We start from the raw sequence: 17,370 nt of genomic DNA on the forward strand, positions 1-17,370 counted from the left end.
TTTCAAAACCGAGCGGAGGTGTAACTATGAAAAAGTTGCTTCTGGCGTTTGCGCTCGGAGGTTTCTTTTGTAAGTCTATTGTTGATAGTTCCCCCTTAGGTGTTGGTGGACCTACAAAGGACACCTTTGAGTTCACTCCGGAAAAGGATCTTAAAAAGGAGGAGGATTTTGATACTCAGAGCGTGGATAAGATCATAGCGGTAGAATCCTCCGTAGAAAAGGCTATGAAGGAGCTTCTTGACGTAAAAACTGTTGATACCGTGAAGCCTGACATCTGGCCTGTGATTGGGCTTATCACATCCGATTATGGGTGGAGACGGATGGGTAGAGTAAAGGAGTTTCATCCGGGTATTGACATATCTGTTCCATACTCTACACCTGTGAGTGTTGCTTCTGATGGGAGGGTCATATATGCAGGATGGCTGAGCGGATATGGAAAAACCGTAATAGTGTATCATGGGTACGGCTTTGTAACACTTTATGCACACCTTTCGGATATATCGGTAGATTACGGGGACAAAGTTGTAAAGGGGCAGATAATAGGCAAAGTCGGTATGACGGGAAGAACTACAGGACCACACCTTCATTATGAAGTTATAAGATACGGTATAAGACAGAATCCCATCGCTTATCTGCCGTAGATTTTTTTATTATGCCATACAAAGACTTGAGAGAATTTTTAAAACTTCTTGAAGAGGAAGGGGAACTTGCTCGCATAAGGGAATCTGTTTCTCCCATACTTGAAATAACTGAAATAACAGATAGAGTGAGCAAAATGCCGGGCGGAGGAAAGGCACTTCTCTTTGAAAGAGTGGAAAACTACCATGTTCCTGTACTCACCAATATGCTTGGTTCAGAAAAGAGGATAAAACTCGCCTTAGGATACGAAAACCTTGAAGAAATCGGCTGGAAGCTTTATAAACTCTTAAGACCCGAGATTCCGCACACCTTTCTTGACAAGATCAAAAAGCTTCCTGAGCTTAAAAAGCTAAACGACGCTTTACCTAAAATGGTAAAGGACGGACCTGTAAAGGAGAATTTAAGGATGGATAAAATTGATGTACTCGAGTTCCCTATACTTAAGTGTTGGCCAGAAGATGGCGGTCGCTATATCACCTTCGGGCAAGTTATCACAAAAGATCCGGAGAGCAAAATAAGGAACGTGGGGCTTTACAGAATTCAGGTACTATCTCCAACGGAGCTGGCTTTACATTGGCAGATCCACAAAGATGGAAACCATCACTATTGGAAGGCAAAAAGGCTCGGTAAGAGGCTTGATGTGGCTATAGCTATAGGTGGCGATCCGCTTCTCTCTTACGTAGCCTCTGCACCGCTACCCCCTGAGGTGGATGAATACCTTTTTGCTGGTATCATAAGGGAGGAAGGTGTGGAATTGGTAAAAGGTGCAACCATAGACATTGAGTATCCAGCTAATGCGGAAATAGTAATAGAAGGTTACGTAGATCCTTCTGAACCACTCGTGGATGAAGGACCTTTTGGAGATCACACGGGCTTTTACACACCCGTTGATAAATATCCCAAGATGCACATAACCGCCATAGCTCATAGGAATAACCCCATATACCTTGCCACGATAGTGGGGATACCACCTCAAGAGGATAAGTATTTAGGTTGGGCTACCGAGCGTATATTCCTTCCCCTCATAAGGTTTAACCTTCCGGAAGTCGTGGATTACCATCTACCAGCCGAGGGTTGTTTCCACAACTTCTGTTTCGTATCAATAAAGAAAAGATACCCAGGACACGCTTTCAAGGTGGCTTACGCTCTTTTAGGTCTGGGTCTTATGTCATTGGAAAAGGTAATAGTTGTATTTGATGAGTGGGTGAACGTGCATAATATTGGGGAAGTCCTTTGGGTTTGGGGAAACAACATGGATCCATCAAGGGATATTCTCATACTCAAAGGTCCTATAGATGTGCTTGATCACTCTACCAATGAGGTGGGCTTTGGAGGTAAGATGATCGTGGATGCAACTACCAAGTGGAAGGAAGAAGGCTACACGAGAGAGTGGCCAAAGCTTATAGAGATGACAAAAGAAGTAAAGGAAAAGGTGGACAAAATTTGGGACAGAATAAAATACTATATAGATGGAAACTATAGAAGAACTTAAAGTACATTATGGCTGGACTAAAGAGGATGAGGATAATCTATCCCAAATATCGTGGATAGGAGAAAGATACAAAGAAGAATTTATTGAGGAGTTTTATAGGTACCTGGAAAACTTTTCAGATACCAGTAAGTACCTTCCTGATGAAGCGACGAGAAAAAGACACAAGGAAAAAGTAAAGGACTGGTTTGCTTCCCTTTTCACATCCAGATATGACGCTCGGTACCTGAGAAGGCTTTACAGGATAGGAGAAACACATGTGAGAATAGGGCTTCCTCCACATTATGTTCAGGCTTCCATGAACTTTGTGAGGAACTACATAGCGGACAAGCTGAATAAGGAAATGGGATGTACCCCTGAGATGAACAGAATACTTAAGTCCGTAAATAAGGCACTGGACATCAATCTTGATGTGATGATAAACTCTTTCAGGGAGGAAGAACTTCGCCTTTATCTTGCAGCTGGCAAGTACCAGAGAATTCTTATTGAAAATATAAGAAGGGTATCTTGGTTTTTTGATACTTTTATAATCCTCACCTTAGCGGTAGTTGGTGTATTTCTCATTTTTTGGATATTGTATGAAGTTTGGCTTGCATTGAGCGGAAGTCTGCCTCTGGAGAGAGGAGGACTTAGCATATTAGGTTCAGTTCTGGTTCTCTATGCCATATCTGAGCTTCTTACGGAAGAGATAAGGCATATAAGGGGATCCGCCTTGAGCTTGAAAGTTTTTGTCGGAGTAGCCCTCGCAGCAGTCATAAGAAAGGTATTAGTTATATCGCTATCACCTGAAAAGGTGCAGGAACTTATAACCCTTTCAGCGGTGACGCTCGCCTTAGGTATCGTCTTTTGGCTCATTTACAGAGTTGAGTCAAGGATCTGAATTATGAAGTTTACACTACCATCAATACCGAGTTTTTCAGTATCCACCACAATCCATCCCTGTCTCTTGAACCATCTTATCTGCCTCTTGGCGTATGCTTTTGTGTTTTTAATCACATTTTGCATAGCTTCTTCCAGGCTTATCATACCTTTCACGTAAGGTACAACCTCTTTATAGCCTATCGCTTGTGCTGAAGTGATAAAACTTTCAAATCCCATCTCCAAGAGCTTTCTCACCTCCTGAGTAAGACCTTCACTAAACATATGTCTTACCCTGTTCTCTATTCTTTGTGAGAGGACATCCCAGCTCCACTTAATATAAAAACCTATAAATTCTAACCTGGGCTTTTCCCACCGGTGAAAGGAAGAAAAAGGTTTACCTGTCTGAAGAAAAACTTCCAAAGCCCTCACTATCCTCCTGCTATCCTTAGGTGAGATTTTGAGAGCATATTTTTTATCAATAACCTTGAGCTTTTCGTACATATAAATGCTTCCCTTCCTTTTTAATACACTGTACAACCTTTCCCTTAATGACCAATCTGGCGGTGGGGTTTCCTCTATACCGTAAAGGAGAGCCTGTATGTAAAGGTATGTACCTCCGCACACTATAGGAAGCTTCCCTCTCCTTTCTATATCCTTTATAGCCTCATAAGCCATCTTTTCAAACATCTTTGCGTCAAAAATTTCTCCGGGATCAAGTATATCAACGAGGTGATGTCTTACCTCCTTCATACACTCCAAAGGTTTTGCGGTACCTATATTCATGTACTTATACACGCTCATAGAATCGGCGCTTACTATTTCCGTGTTGAGTATCTGTGCCAACTTACATGCTATGGAAGATTTTCCGCTTGCTGTTGGTCCCCCTATAAGCAATATCATTTATTTATAGTTTATAATATAGCTATGGCTCTTGAGGAGAGGCAGGTTGAGTTTCTCGTAAATCCTTTAAAGAACCGTGTGTGGGCAGTAAGCATGCCGGATGGGGAGCTTCTGGATGACATTATCTCTGTAAAAAGGGCGATCTTTTGTATAGAAAGTAACGAACAGTATTGGCTAAATCCTTTTGGTGGAGCTTTCATGTGGACTACAAAGATGTCCACTCCCTATGAGGAAGAGTTTGTGAGATTCAAGAGAGAGGCAGAGCAGTATATGTGCATATTTGACCTCAACACTTCGGATCTTCAATACATTGATTACTCACCAATAGATGGCACCCTCCTCTTTGAGGAAGAAGAACTCAAAAGGAAGTTAAAAGAGAGCCGTTACAAAGAATTTTTGAGCCTCATAAAAGAGCTTTGGGAGTATATAAAGGAAGATTAATATGCTGGATGAAGAGCTTTTAAAGATACTCGCATGTCCCAGATGTAAGGGAGACTTAATTTACGATAGAGAAAAGAATATACTTATATGTAATGACTGCAGGGTATTTTACCCTATTGAGGATGATATTCCTATTTTACTCATAGATGCTTCAAAACCTCTTGAAGAGTTAAGGCAAGCTCATCGGGAGCATTTACAGTAATGACACCATCTACCTTTACATTTTGACCAAAATGCACGTATTTAACGGATTTTTCATACATCTTCCTGTAACTATTTACCATCTCCCAATCAGCCTTGCTGTCACCTACGTACGCACACGCGGAAAGGTTCATACTTTCAATACAAAGGTGAAGAGCGAAAGGATGAGGTTTTTTCAACTCCTCTACAGATATCTGATCATCATCAAGTATAAAATCAAAGTACTCAAAAAGACCAAACCTTTTAAAAGTGTACTCAAGATCTTCCTTAGGTCTTCCAGTAAGGATACCCAAGGGTATATTCTGAGCTTTTAAGTAAGAGAAAAACTTCCCATCAAGGATAAGTTTTTCCTTATCCCTAACCTGTCTATAAATTCTGTTAAATACGCTTATTATTTCCTCAATCTCTATTTCTTTCCCAAAGTATTTGATAACCTCTCTTGTAGCTATCCAATCGTTGTTTATACCCTTTCCAAATTTAATAGCTCTCACCGTGTCTAGATCCACCTCATGTCCAAGGAAAGCTTCAGCGGTCATCTTTATGGCAAGGTGATAAGACTCTTTTACATCAACAATGACACCATCTACATCAAAGATCACACCCTTCATAGTTCCCCCTTTAATAGAAATTTATTCCCTCCACTCAGAGGGTTTAGGAAGTCCCTAAAGTAGGGATTAGCTTTAAGGACTTCCAGGGGAGCACTATTACACCCCTTGTGTCTCTCAAGATACCTTTTTATCAGCACCTTGAGGAATTGCTTTTTCGGAGTGGAGGACTTTATTAACCTCAGGAGAGACGCTCTCCTGAGGATATTCCTTGCGGAATTTACCTGTGCGTTTATCTTCCTGCCACAGGCTACACACTCAAAAATGTGAGTATCCTTCCTGTTATTCTTATCCACATATCCACAAGAGCTACACTCCTGCGATGTGTATGCGGGATTTACTTCCACTATCTCTATCCCGTATTCCTCTTTTAAACTTTCTAATTTCTTTTTAAAAACTCCTTTCCCAAAGTTCTGAATAATCCTATTCATTCTCCTTGACAAGTCTGGACTTCTGAAGTCTAACCTCTCTATTACTATCTTAGCCGGTTTGTATAACTTTATCAGCCTGTTTACAAACCTGTTTATTTCCGTTTTTATAAAAGCCCTAAGCCTCCTTACAAGCTCTATGTATTTTTTATCTTGATTTGGTTTTATGCCTTTTCTCTGCAAGCTTGCCATCCTCTTTGTTATCTTCTGGTCGTATTTCTTCAATACTTCAAAAAACTGTCTTCCAATAAGGTCTCCTCTATCTGTTGCCATCAAAGGATTTAGCCCTATATCTATGGCTATGCTTTCTACCAGTGGCTTGTATTCCTCCCTTGTGGCTATGTCCTTTATAAGGACTACCTTTACCTTTCCTTCTTCCTCCACAATCTGGCAAAAGTTTAAAAGCTCACCTTCTAAGTTTTCCGCATAGCTGTTGTTCTTGAGTGGCACGTATATGGGTTTTCCTCTCTCAAGGGTAGATAGCTTTAGCCACCTTTGGAAGGTCTTTGAATGCTTGTTTTCCTCCACAAGTACCACTTTGCTGTCTAAGTGCATGGATATGTGCCTAAAAGATGGCCTTCTCCAGCCTTTCAAGATATGCTTAAAAATTTTCCTTGCCAACTTCCTCTCTTCCTCTGTTATCTCATACCCTATCCTCTCCTTTCCTTCTATCCACAGAGCTTTCTCTGACCTTTTAGAAAACCACTCACCTCTGCTGTTGATGTATAGAAGAACTCTTTTGGTTTTTCTATCCAGGTTTGAAGAGAGGACTATCTGTTTGAATTTGTTTTGTATGTTGGAGACAAAACCCTCAAGTCCGCTTACCACCTGCCACAGACAGACCTGTTTGTATCTTTCTGATAGCCTGCTTTCTATGTGTTTTAGCTTTGCATATCTGCTGAACCTGCCTTCTTTAAAGAAGACCTGCCACTGGTAGCTGGCTATCTTCTCTGCTGTTTTTCTGTATTCTTTCAAGACTTTTCCAATTTTTACTACCTTACCCTTATTCGCAAAATGAGGATATACATAAGCTCTAATCACTATCACTCTCCTGTGTGAGTTCCTCTATTATTCTCTCTGTTTTTCTTTATTTTCATTACTTGAAACTCGGGCATAAATAGCTACGGTTTTTTCTGGTAAGTTGGGTTTTTCTTCTTCCAGAACAACTATAGAGCCAGAAGCCTGACCGCATTTGGTATTTTCCCCTCTTTAAAAAGTTGCCATGCCCTTCTATAACTAAGACCTACCCTCTTAGCCCACTGCGATAATTTGATAGCACTAAATATATACTAGATTTCTATAAATGTCAAGATATTTCTATAAAAATCAGTAATTAGTTTCATATAGTAGAAAGGCGACCCTTTTTCGCCTCCAGGCACAGCACTTAAGGGCTCAAGTTCTATAACAGGCAGTTCTTTGTTTGAGCTTGCGTTGTCTATCCGTAGCAAAAGTCCTTTAAGAAGCAGATAAAACTTTTTCTTATCTTTGTCATCACCCGTGAGCGCCTGCAGACTCTGATATTCGTTTTTTACAAGAAGTCTTTTGTGCCAGCCCTGTATCTTTATGTTAAACTCTTTTTCCAGAACTTTCTAAACTTCTTCAGCCACTCCTTCACCCGTTTGTGTATCATGGTGGTGGATTATGGCAAGTGCTATATACTCTTTAAGGTCTTTATCAAGGTATTAGGCAGAAAAGCGGGAGAGAGGAGGTTGTGTCTGACCTCTGGAGTGTATAAAGACTCTACCCGCTCGTTTTTAACCACATTCCGCTGAAAGGCCCAGTGGAGCTTGCCCCAGTCGTGGTATTCACAGGCAAGCTCCAAAGCCTGCCAGAAGATATGTCTGAACTCCTCAGGACAGGCTATTCTGTCTCCGTAAAGCTCTCTCAGAACCTTTAAGTTTTCTTTCAGCCTGTCTGTATGCTCTCTTATGGTGGTGCCATTAGACTTCGCCCACCTCTTCCTCAGGAGGTTCTCCATGGTCTTCTTCTTCCTTCTTTTTCTTTTCTTTTGAGTTCACCCCTATGAGAAAAGCATAGGCTATTCTTTCCAGTCCTTCTCCCAGAGCATCAAGAAATGTCTCGGGCACAGGTCTATCTATTTCCTTGTAGGCCCTCATCAAGTTGTAGAGAAAGCTATTTGTATCCTTCCTTCTTGCAGCTTCAAGGAGCTTGTGAGTAAGGACTGAAAGCTTTTTTCTGACACCCTCAGGGTCTTCTATGAAAGCTTCCTTGTAGGCTTGAGCAAATTCCTTACCTTCCCAGAATACTGCCTACAGCCTTTTGTTTGCTTTTTCATCTACTCTCATTTTTAACTCCTCCTGTAGTTTGATTATAAGAATAAGCTTGCTACTCAGATGCTCCTGCCTTGCTCCGTAGTTTATGAGCGACATAACCCTTGAGTTGTTTTTGCTTTCTCTCTTAAGAATATGTTCTTTGTGAAGGTAGCCATAAAGCACCCAGTAAAGAAGGTCATAAAGGCTTTTGTTCTCATAGGCATAATCAAGCACTGCACAAAAAAGCGTGTCCAGAATTTTCGCATACTCTGTGCTTTTGTCTTCGCTGTCTTCGCTCTTCTTTGTGTTCTTGCTTTCCTTGAGGATTTTGGCAAGTCGGGGTGGCATGTGGAAAGTCTTCACAGAAAGCTCATACCTGTTGCTATTCTTTTTCAAGAAAAGCTCCATAAAGAAGGTGTTGTTTAAAAGCCAATCTGCTTTTTTTAGTCTCTACCCATTTCTCGTCCTCATCTAGTTTGTTTACACGGTGTAATTTTCTCAAGTTTTTCGTCAAGTTCGTCCAGAAGCCAAGCTGTTACTTCACGATTTTTTCTCTCTGGCCTTCAAGCAAGAAAGCGAATCTTTTCAAATCTTCAGCAAAAACTTTCAGTGCTGACCACAGATCTTGCAAAGTTTGTAGCTCTCTCATACTGTTATCTCTTTTTCCGACTTTGAAAGGAGGAATCTTATAAACCTGCCCGCAAGAAAACTGAGTTTGGCATTTTCCGGATATATTATGTAGTACCACCTTTTTGCGCTAAAGCCTTTTATTTTTACATGAACCACGTTCCCTTCTTGAAGATCCCTCTCCAAGAGTCCCTTTGACAAGAAGGACGTACCGTAACCACCTCTTACCATGCTCAGTATGGACATTCCGCAGTTTATCTCCACCTTTATATTCAACTTTTCAAAGATTATTCCGAGTTTCTCAAGTTCCTCTTTTACTATCCTCCTTGTGCCTGAACTGACTTCCCTAAAGATGATATCTGCTTCATAAAGCCTCTCGGGGTGTATCTCACCTTCTCTGGCGAAAGGATGCTCAGGATGAGTAAAGTATATGATTTCGTCAGAGAACCACTGAATTGCGTGAAATCTATCAGAGGGTGGTCTTTCTATTACGCCTACATTAAGCACACCGGAAAGTAAGTTTTCTTCTATTTGCTGTGAGTTCTCTACAAACACCCTTATAGATATGCCTGGCATCTGAGAGTGAAATTCAGCTATAAGTTCAGGCAGTTTATAACCGCTCAGCGTTGTGCTTACACCCACAAAGAGCGTATCTTTAAAGTCCTTCTTTATCTTTGCCATTTCCTCCATAAGGTTTTCATAATCGCTCAAAAGGGATCTGGCTATTTCGTATATTCTCCTTCCTTCGTTGGTAAGCACTATCTTCCCACCTTGTCTTTGAAAGAGTTTAGCACCTACTATTTTTTCAAGGGCTTTTATCTGTTGGGTGACTGCAGGCTGTGTTATGTATAATATCTCCGATGCTTTTGAAAAGCTTCCCAAATCCGCAACCGCTATAAAGGTCTTCAACTTAGTGATATCTATCATTCCTTTTTAAATTATATGTATAAAAGTGCCTTATGACAAGTATAAGTTTATCTTATTTTAAATAGAGAAACTACATTTTCTTCTATCTGATCTCTGAGCTTTCTAAGAGCTTGCAGGTCACTTACATCCTTTATCTCTTCCAAAACCCAGTGTTCCCTCCTTTTGTGGGTATGCATGTATGGACTTTTGTCCCTCGCCTCCGTTGAGAGGGTTATTATTATGTCAGCATCTTCGTAAGATACATCTTCCAAAGATCTCGGTTTTATCTCTTCTACCGAATAACCCTTCTCTTCAAGCACATCTATCACCTGCTTAGGAACTTCTTGCAGTGGTTCCACTCCAGCCGAAAATATTTCCATGTTGAGCAGAGCTTCCTTGGACATTTTTTTTGCTATGGCTTCAGCTATAACTCCTCTTATTGCTCCTCCTGTGGATATAAAACACAATCTCATGGAGTAAAATATAAACTATGATGAACTGGAAGATATATGAGGAAAAGTTAAAGGAGCTTAGAGACTATCTTGAAAAGAGCTACACAACCAACCCAGATATTGAGGTACATCTGATTTCTCCCGATGATAAGGAATTTCAGCATGATAAGGATGTACCTTATGTATTGGTAAGATATTACGTAGATGATGAGCACTTTCATGAGAGAAAGATGGAACTCTTTGATTACTATCTTGAAAAAGATATAAAGGAAATTGTAAAGATGCTGACTGCTATGATAGAAGAGTTCACTATGGAGATAGAACAATCCGAATACGGAGGAGGTTGATGTATAATATTATAACTTAAGGAGGTTAAGATGGCATTACCGAAGGAGAAAAAACAGGAGATAATAAGGAACTTTCAGAGGCATGAAAGAGATACCGGTTCTCCGGAAGTACAGATAGCCGTGCTTACAGAAAGGATAAACAGACTTACCGAACATCTTAAAAAGAATAAGAAGGATGTTCATTCAAGAAGAGGGCTAATAGCTATGATACATGCCAGAAGGAGGCATTTGGAGTATCTTAAAAACACTGACTATAAAAGATACTTAGAGGTGGTTCAAAGGTTAGGTCTTAAGGTGAGATGATGGAGAAGGTGATCGCCAAATTGGGGGACAAGGACCCCATAATAATAGAATCCGGGCATTATGCTAAACTCTCTGATGGTGCGGTAGTCGTAAGACAAGGTGATACGGCGGTTTTAGTTACGGCTGTAGTTTCCGAGGAACCTCAGCAGAATATAGATTTTATGCCCCTTTCCGTTGATTACAGGGAGCAATCTTCCGCCTGGGGAAAGATACCTGGAGGTTTTGTAAAAAGGGAAGGAAAGCCGACGGATCGTGAGGTACTTGTTTCAAGGGTTATAGATAGACCCATAAGACCACTCTTTCCGGAGGGGTTTTTTCACGATGTGGTCATAACAGCGCTTACACTCTCCGCTGATGACAGATACGACCCAGATGTGCTTGCTATAACTGGAGCTTCCGCAGCGCTTCATATTTCCAGAATACCCTTTGAAGGTCCTATAGCTGGATTAAGGATATGTAGGATTGACGGTAATTTTGTGGCAAATCCTACTTACGAAGAGAGACAAAGAGCCGATCTTGAGATAATCTTAGCTGTCAGTAAAGATAGCATAATTATGGTGGAGGGTGGTGCAAAGGAAGTTGATGAGAATACTTTTGCTAACGCTCTATACTTTGGTTTAGAGGTAGGAAAAGATATTATAAAGGTTCAGGAAGAGCTTAGGGATAGGGTGGGGGTTCCTAAGATGAGCTTTGAAGGTATAGAGATTCCTGACGAGATAAAAAATCTTATGGTGGAGTTTTGCAGTGAAAAAATACTTCAAACCTTTGAGATACAAGACAAAAGGGAGAGAAAGGAAAAATCTTCAGCCATCTTGAAAGAGTTTATAGAAACCTATCAGATACCTGAAGAACTTCATTTTAAGGTAGGCTATCACTACAAAAAGCTTACGAGTAAACTGATGAGGGACATGGTACTAAATAAAGGTATTAGGATAGATGGGAGAAGACCTGACGAGATAAGACCTATAAGCATAGAGATAAAGCCCTTTGAGCGACCTCATGGTAGCGCTATTTTCACCAGAGGACAAACTCAAGCTTTTGCTACTGTAACTCTTGGCTCACCACATGAAGCCCAGCTGGTAGAGAGCATTTATGAAGGAGAAGTTTTCAAAAGATTCATGCTCCACTATAACTTCCCGCCCTTTTCTACAGGTGAGGCAAAGCCATGGGGACCTCCCAGAAGAAGAGAGATAGGTCACGGAGCGCTTGCAGAAAGGGCTATAGAACCCCTTATACCTTCCGAAGATGAATTTCCTTATATAATAAGGGTAGTATCCAACATACTTGAATCGAATGGTTCAACGTCTATGGCAACGGTATGTGCAGGTTCTTTGGCTCTCTTTGATGCAGGTGTTCCCATGAAAAAACACGTTGCAGGCATAGCTATGGGTCTGATCATGGAAGGTGAAAGGTATGTGATCCTTTCGGACATACTGGGGGACGAGGATCAGCTTGGAGATATGGACTTTAAGGTAGCTGGTACAAAGGACGGGATAACAAGTGTGCAGATGGATATAAAGATAAAGGGCTTAAAGAGGGAAATCATGCAAGAGGCTCTCATGCAAGCGAAAGCTGGCAGGCTTTATATACTCGATAGAATGTATCAGGCTATATCTGAACCACGAAGGGATCTTTCTCCTCATGCACCAAGAATAGAGATCATAACTGTACCTGAAGATAAAGCTGTGCTTATCATAGGACCCGGTGGAAAGACCGTCAAGGATATCAAGGAGAAAACTGGAACTACCGTGTGGGTGCTTGAAGGTGGAAAAGTGTCTTTGACCGCACCATCCAAATCAGCAATAGATGCAGCAAAGGAAATTATAGAGAACATAATAAGGGATGTGGAAGTGGGAAAGGTTTACGAAGGTAAGGTAACACGTGTAGAACCCTACGGTGTTTTTGTGGAGATCTTACCTGGAAAGATAGGTCTTTTGCATGTGAGCAAGATGGAAGGATACGTAAAAGATGTTAGGGCTGTTTTCAGCGTAGGTGACACAGTAAAGGTAAAGGTGCTTGAAGTAGATGATCAGGGAAGAGCTAAGCTTACCAATATAGGATTAGACGATAGCCGGCGTAGCTCAGCGGCAGAGCGAGGCACTCGTAATGCCTAGGTCGTGGGTTCAAGTCCCACCGCCGGCTGAGAAAAGACCTTGAAAACTAATCCCATTTTCTATTAACAAAGAAATCATATCTTAACGCTAAGGGAGAAAAAAGTTTTTTATACTTGATCTCCCTTTATCTCTGCGGTATATTATTATTCACCCAATGATGAAAACTTTAAAGATCAAAATAAAACGTTTACCTCACGCTCAAGGACTTCCACTTCCCTTTTATGCCACCGAACATGCGGCTGGTATGGACCTTCTTGCGGCCGTTTGTGAGCCTATCTTTCTAAAGCCTATGAAAAGAGTCCCTGTACCTACGGGCATAGCTATAGAACTACCACCGGGTTATGAGGCTCAGGTAAGACCAAGAAGTGGACTTGCCATAAAATACGGTGTTACACTTCTTAATGCGCCTGGCACAATAGATGCGGATTATAGAGGAGAAGTAAAAGTGATTTTGGTAAACTTAGGAGAGGAAGACTTTGTTATAAACAGAGGGGACAGAATAGCACAGCTAATTATCTGTCCAGCCATACGGGTTGAGTGGGAAGAGGTGGAAGAACTGAGTTCAACACAAAGGGGTGACGGAGGCTTTGGTTCTACAGGTTTGTGAGATGACATATATCCAGGAAGCCGAAAGGAAGCTTAGAGAACTTGGCTATGAAGGTATATACCTTTGGGAAGATCCACCTGACACATATTACGACTGGCACACGCATCCCGAAGATGAAGTAAGATTTATACTTGAAGGCTCAATAGTTATAGGTACAGATAAAGAAATTTATCATCTAAAGGCTGGAGACATCTTAGAAGTTCCTGCAGGTACACGTCATTGGGCAAGGACAAAAGAAGGAGTCAAATACCTTTGCGCATCAAGGAAAAAGTAATATGGATCTCCATATCATATTCTTGCATTTAGCTATAATTCTCTTTCTTGCGCGCATAATAGGTGACACCTTTTCAAAGCTCGGTCTTCCGGCAGTTCTGGGTGAGATATTCGTGGGTATTTTGCTTGGTCAGAGTGTGTTAGGTATCCTGGAACCAAACGAAACTCTCAGGCTCTTTGCCGAGATAGGCGTCATACTTTTACTCTTTCAGGTAGGTCTGGAAGCTGACGTACAAAAGCTAAAAGATGTAGGAGTATTAGCCTTTATAGTAGCTTTTGTGGGTGCCTCTCTTCCTATGATACTTGGAACATTGGTCTCTCTTTACTTTCTGAGTTTACCATTAGCTACCAGTTTGTTTATCGGAGGTACTTTGACCGCTACAAGCATAGGTATAACGGTAAAGGTACTTGAAGATCTGGGTAAAATGAGAGAGAGGTTTGCTCAAATAGTACTCGGAGCGGCGGTGCTTGACGATGTGTTTGGTGTTGTAATACTTTCTGCACTTTACGAATTTTCAAAAGAAGGTACTCTGCACGTGAGTGCGATATTAACCCTCCTCCTTTACATAGCTACCTTCTTTATACTCTCTCCCATAGTTGCCCAAATACTTGCCAGAATTATACAGATGCTCTCCAAAGCGCTTGGCACCGAGGACTTTATACCTCCCACGGTAGTGTCTGTGATCTTTCTATTTGCTTATTTGGCTCATGAGGTGGGTTCTCCTGAAATACTGGGAGCTTTTACCGCAGGACTTGCACTATCAAGAAGGCTTACACTACCCTTTGCCATATTTTTAAAGACAGACGAAAAGATGGCTCAAAAAGTGGAACATACCATCTTACCTTTGGTATGGGTACTCACACCTTTATTTTTTGTGTATGTGGGAATAGCGTTGAACCTGAAAGCTATAGACTTTGAATCTGTCGAATTTTGGCTCATGTCTTGTCTGATCCTCCTGGTAGCTCTAACAGGTAAAGTAGTGTCCGGTTTTTTAGTAAGTGGAAGTTTTAGGGAGAAACTCCTTATAGGTTTTTCCATGTTACCTAGAGGTGAAGTAGGTCTGATTTTTGCAGAGCTTGGGAGACAAGCAAATATCTATAACGATCTTCTGTATGCTGTAGTCATATTCACAGTTGCCGTAACTACACTATTAGCTCCTATTAGTCTCAAGTTACTGTCAAAATAAGCTCCAAATACCATCTATTACCTTCCCACACTTGGGACATTTACCATCACTTAGATGAACCTTAACTTGCTCACCGAGAAACCCCTTCCTTTCTATAACTTTGTAAGCGCACGATGGACAGTAAGTGGATTCAAGATCCTCAGACGGATAGTTTCCCAGATATACGTAATTCAATCCTTCCTCTTTTGCTATTTCGTACGCACCGATCAAGCTACTTAAAGGTGTTGGTGACAGATTGGTCATTTTGTAAGCCGGAAAGAAACGGGAAATATGCCAAGGTATATTCTCCGAAATGCTTCTTATAAACCTCGCTATATCCCTTATTTCTTCAGATGTATCATTCAATCCAGGTATCACAAGCGTTGTTATTTCGATCCACACACCCTTTTTATATGCGTACTCTATAGTTTTCAGAACAGGTTTTAGTCTTGCTCCGCAGACTTCTCTGTAGAACTTATCCGAGAAGGACTTGAGGTCTATATTCATTGCGGAAAGATAAGGCAGAGAAGCGTCAATCACTTCTTCTGTTTCGTATCCGCTCGTAACAAAAACGTTTCTTATCCCTTCAGCGTGAGCCAGTTTCATAGTATCAAAGGCAAACTCAAAGAATATTACAGGTTCATTGTAAGTGTACGATATGGAAGGTGTTTTGTAAACCTTTGCCAACCTCACTATATCTTCCGGAGACATATTTTCACCAAAGGTTTTATAACGATGTGTCTGCGGATACTGAGAGATCTCCCAGTTTTGACAAAACAGACATGAGAAGTTGCATCCTACAGTTCCTACTGAAAAGGTATATGTGCCGGGAAGAAAGTGATACAGCGGCTTTTTCTCTATGGGATCCGTGTTGTAAGATGCAACGCTACCGTAAACTGTTAAAAAAAGCTTACCTTCTCTATTTACCCTAACACCGCACTTTCCATACTCACCATCTTTGACCAGACATCTCTGGTAACAAGCTTTACACAGAACTTTACCGTCTCTCTCTTCACTCATCCATGCAAGACTTTCCATAGGAGATTAATTTATTTCTCATGAAGGTAAAAGGACCTAACGTGGCTGGTATCTTTTACCCATCCGATCCGGAAACCCTTAGAATCACTGTAACCAATTTTTTAAAGACTTCACCGCTTTTTCCATTAAAACCTATGGGTTTTATAGCTCCCCATGCAAGTTATGTATATTCGGGTAGAGTTGCTGGAGTGGTCTACAAGCAAATGCAAAACCTTGATACATCAAAAGACTGGAGGATTATTCTTATAGCGCCAAGTCATTATGTGTTGTTTGAGGGTATCTCTTTTGGAAGCTACCAGGCTTTTAAAACACCGCTGGGATTAGTAGAGGTAGATAGGGAACGTATAGAAAAGTTTATTCAGATGGAAAAGTCTGTTAGAGTAAGCTTGAGCGATACGCCCTATTTTAAAGAACATTCTCTGGAAGTACAACTCCCCTTTTTACAAGTGCTTTTGAATAAATTCTATATAATACCTGTACTTTACGGAGATGCATCGCCCAAAGAAATAAAATATCTCCTAAGCTTTTTTGAAGGAGAAGATACTCTTTTTGTTGTGAGTTCTGATCTTAGCCATTACTATCCAGACACCGTCGCTAAGGTTAAAGATAACTTCTGTCACGCTGGAGTCGAGGGTTTGGACGTAAAAATCTTGAGTAAGTGCGAGGCGTGCGGTATAGTAGGCATAACCGGTGCAATTCTCTATGCAAAAGAGAAGGGACTCAAAGGTAAACTTCTTGATTACGGGACATCTGCACAGAGTGGAGGAGAAAGACATAAGGTTGTAGGTTACGGAGGTTACGTTTTTACTTCATGAGATAATAAGTCATTGTTGGATAGTAATTAAGGTAAAAACCAGAAAGATCCGCTCCAAAAAACCTTCTGATTAAGCTCTTTCCCTCCTCCATGTAAAAAACCCTCGCCTCTTTCACTCCTGCAAGTTCTTTAGCCTTATCAATGGCATCTTCAAAGTTACCAAGCCCGTCTACAAGCCCCACTTTCTGAGCCATCAGTCCGGTCATTATTCTGCCATCAGCGACGCTTCTGAGCTTTTCCTCACTTATCTTCCCTGACCTATATTTGAGTATAGCTGATACAAATTGGTTATATGCATCTTCCACTGTATTTTTTAAGTACTCTTTTTCCTCATCCGTGAGGTTCTTAAAGGGAGAGAGTATATCTTTGAACTTACCCGTCTTTATGGTTGTGGTCTTTACACCTATACGATTCAAAAGCTCCCTATAGTCCATGTGCTGTATGATCACACCTATGCTACCTGTTATAGTGCCTGGATTTGCGTATATATAGTCAGCAGGTATGGATATGTAGTATCCACCTGATGCAGCCACATTTCCCATAGAAACCACTATAGGTTTTTTACTTTCTTTGAATCTCTCTAAAGCTCTGTATATTTCCTGAGAAGCTCCAACCGAACCGCCCGGACTGTCAACCCTCAAGACAAGGGCTTTTATGCTATCATCCTTCTTAGCTTTTTCTATCTTCTTCACTACAGGATCAGGATCAATTATTATACCGTCCACCTTTATAACCGCTATTCTGCTCCCTACGGGAAGCTTAGCTATAAGACTACCTATCACGATAGCACCCAAAAGAAGAACTAATACTAATATAAGCCTTTTCATACTTGAAATTATAACTCTTTTTATGGGGGTGGGCTTGACAATACATAAGTGATTACTTA

Annotated in this window: 21 protein-coding genes, 1 tRNA gene and 1 pseudogene; 13 read left to right on the forward strand and 10 right to left on the reverse strand. The window is 41.0% G+C overall.

The window, feature by feature from the left end; translation table 11 throughout:
- The first annotated feature begins 26 nt into the window (after nt 1-26).
- The 3 genes from ABWK04_05820 to ABWK04_05830 are packed head-to-tail and all read left to right on the forward strand — an operon-like array spanning nt 27 to nt 3,008.
- Nucleotides 27-641, forward strand: coding sequence for a M23 family metallopeptidase (locus ABWK04_05820; GenBank protein ID MEZ0361396.1), 615 nt, complete (start codon nt 27-29; stop codon nt 639-641).
- 11 nt (nt 642-652) lie between these two features.
- A complete protein-coding gene (locus tag ABWK04_05825) occupies nt 653-2,131 on the forward strand; it encodes a menaquinone biosynthesis decarboxylase (protein MEZ0361397.1) in 1,479 nt (492 codons plus the stop codon).
- Nucleotides 2,109-3,008, forward strand: a complete 900-nt coding sequence (locus ABWK04_05830) for a protoglobin domain-containing protein (GenBank protein ID MEZ0361398.1) — start codon at nt 2,109-2,111, stop codon at nt 3,006-3,008. Before ABWK04_05825 ends, ABWK04_05830 begins: the two co-directional genes overlap by 23 nt.
- Here the strand turns inward: ABWK04_05830 and miaA are convergent.
- Nucleotides 2,984-3,889: a tRNA (adenosine(37)-N6)-dimethylallyltransferase MiaA gene (miaA, locus tag ABWK04_05835; protein MEZ0361399.1), complete on the reverse strand. Its 906-nt coding sequence runs from the start codon at nt 3,887-3,889 to the stop codon at nt 2,984-2,986. The genes ABWK04_05830 and miaA overlap by 25 nt on opposite strands.
- 24 nt (nt 3,890-3,913) lie before the next feature.
- Between miaA and ABWK04_05840 the strand changes: the two genes are divergently transcribed.
- Nucleotides 3,914-4,330: a hypothetical protein gene (locus ABWK04_05840; protein MEZ0361400.1), complete on the forward strand. Its 417-nt coding sequence runs from the start codon at nt 3,914-3,916 to the stop codon at nt 4,328-4,330.
- A gap of 1 nt (nt 4,331) precedes the next feature.
- Complete coding sequence (locus ABWK04_05845; protein ID MEZ0361401.1) at nt 4,332-4,532, forward strand: Trm112 family protein; 201 nt, start codon at nt 4,332-4,334, stop codon at nt 4,530-4,532.
- On the opposite strand, the gene ABWK04_05850 is transcribed toward ABWK04_05845, so the two are convergent.
- From ABWK04_05850 to ABWK04_05880, 7 genes and pseudogenes are all read right to left on the reverse strand, one after another.
- Entirely contained in the window at nt 4,471-5,139 is a 669-nt protein-coding gene (locus tag ABWK04_05850; GenBank protein ID MEZ0361402.1) for an HAD-IA family hydrolase, read from the reverse strand. The two genes, ABWK04_05845 and ABWK04_05850, sit on opposite strands and share 62 nt — an antisense overlap.
- Nucleotides 5,136-6,611 carry a transposase gene (locus ABWK04_05855; protein MEZ0361403.1) on the reverse strand — a complete coding sequence of 492 codons (1,476 nt, stop codon included), beginning with the start codon at nt 6,609-6,611 and terminating at the stop codon, nt 5,136-5,138. The genes ABWK04_05850 and ABWK04_05855 overlap by 4 nt, the downstream gene beginning before the upstream one ends.
- A gap of 604 nt (nt 6,612-7,215) precedes the next feature.
- A complete protein-coding gene (locus ABWK04_05860) occupies nt 7,216-7,542 on the reverse strand; it encodes a CRISPR-associated endonuclease Cas3'' (GenBank protein ID MEZ0361404.1) in 327 nt (108 codons plus the stop codon).
- A complete protein-coding gene (locus ABWK04_05865; protein MEZ0361405.1) occupies nt 7,505-7,681 on the reverse strand; it encodes a hypothetical protein in 177 nt (58 codons plus the stop codon). Before ABWK04_05865 ends, ABWK04_05860 begins: the two co-directional genes overlap by 38 nt.
- A 153-nt stretch (nt 7,682-7,834) precedes the next feature.
- Nucleotides 7,835-8,266 (reverse strand): annotated as a pseudogene (gene cas8a1 / locus ABWK04_05870) (type I-B CRISPR-associated protein Cas8b1/Cst1).
- 216 nt (nt 8,267-8,482) lie between these two features.
- On the reverse strand, nt 8,483-9,391 hold the full coding sequence (locus ABWK04_05875; GenBank protein MEZ0361406.1) for a LysR family transcriptional regulator: 909 nt from the start codon (nt 9,389-9,391) through the stop codon (nt 8,483-8,485).
- A 47-nt stretch (nt 9,392-9,438) separates the two neighbouring features.
- Nucleotides 9,439-9,843, reverse strand: coding sequence for a low molecular weight phosphatase family protein (locus ABWK04_05880; GenBank protein ID MEZ0361407.1), 405 nt, complete (start codon nt 9,841-9,843; stop codon nt 9,439-9,441).
- A gap of 17 nt (nt 9,844-9,860) precedes the next feature.
- On the opposite strand from ABWK04_05880, the gene ABWK04_05885 reads away from it, so the two are divergent.
- From ABWK04_05885 to ABWK04_05915, 7 genes are all read left to right on the forward strand, one after another.
- Entirely contained in the window at nt 9,861-10,169 is a 309-nt protein-coding gene (locus ABWK04_05885; GenBank protein ID MEZ0361408.1) for a dephospho-CoA kinase, read from the forward strand.
- A 30-nt stretch (nt 10,170-10,199) separates the two neighbouring features.
- A complete protein-coding gene (gene rpsO / locus ABWK04_05890) occupies nt 10,200-10,472 on the forward strand; it encodes a 30S ribosomal protein S15 (protein MEZ0361409.1) in 273 nt (90 codons plus the stop codon).
- Nucleotides 10,469-12,586, forward strand: coding sequence for a polyribonucleotide nucleotidyltransferase (locus ABWK04_05895; protein ID MEZ0361410.1), 2,118 nt, complete (start codon nt 10,469-10,471; stop codon nt 12,584-12,586). Before rpsO ends, ABWK04_05895 begins: the two co-directional genes overlap by 4 nt.
- Nucleotides 12,543-12,614, forward strand: a tRNA-Thr gene (locus ABWK04_05900). The genes ABWK04_05895 and ABWK04_05900 overlap by 44 nt, the downstream gene beginning before the upstream one ends.
- Nucleotides 12,615-12,743: 129 nt before the next feature.
- On the forward strand, nt 12,744-13,193 hold the full coding sequence (gene dut, locus ABWK04_05905) for a dUTP diphosphatase (protein ID MEZ0361411.1): 450 nt from the start codon (nt 12,744-12,746) through the stop codon (nt 13,191-13,193).
- Nucleotide 13,194: 1 nt separating this feature from the next.
- Entirely contained in the window at nt 13,195-13,467 is a 273-nt protein-coding gene (locus ABWK04_05910; GenBank protein ID MEZ0361412.1) for a cupin domain-containing protein, read from the forward strand.
- A 1-nt stretch (nt 13,468) separates the two neighbouring features.
- A complete protein-coding gene (locus ABWK04_05915; GenBank protein ID MEZ0361413.1) occupies nt 13,469-14,653 on the forward strand; it encodes a cation:proton antiporter in 1,185 nt (394 codons plus the stop codon).
- Here ABWK04_05915 and amrS read toward each other — a convergent pair.
- Nucleotides 14,645-15,670, reverse strand: coding sequence for an AmmeMemoRadiSam system radical SAM enzyme (amrS, locus tag ABWK04_05920; protein MEZ0361414.1), 1,026 nt, complete (start codon nt 15,668-15,670; stop codon nt 14,645-14,647). The two genes, ABWK04_05915 and amrS, sit on opposite strands and share 9 nt — an antisense overlap.
- 20 nt (nt 15,671-15,690) lie before the next feature.
- Here amrS and amrB point away from each other — a divergent pair, with 20 nt between their 5' ends.
- Complete coding sequence (amrB, locus tag ABWK04_05925) at nt 15,691-16,485, forward strand: AmmeMemoRadiSam system protein B (GenBank protein MEZ0361415.1); 795 nt, start codon at nt 15,691-15,693, stop codon at nt 16,483-16,485.
- On the opposite strand, the gene sppA is transcribed toward amrB, so the two are convergent.
- Nucleotides 16,475-17,311, reverse strand: coding sequence for a signal peptide peptidase SppA (sppA, locus tag ABWK04_05930; GenBank protein MEZ0361416.1), 837 nt, complete (start codon nt 17,309-17,311; stop codon nt 16,475-16,477). The genes amrB and sppA overlap by 11 nt on opposite strands.
- Nucleotides 17,312-17,370: the final 59 nt, after the last annotated feature.

This window comes from Hydrogenobacter sp. (assembly GCA_041287335.1).
In the GTDB taxonomy this organism is placed as follows: domain Bacteria; phylum Aquificota; class Aquificia; order Aquificales; family Aquificaceae; genus Hydrogenobacter.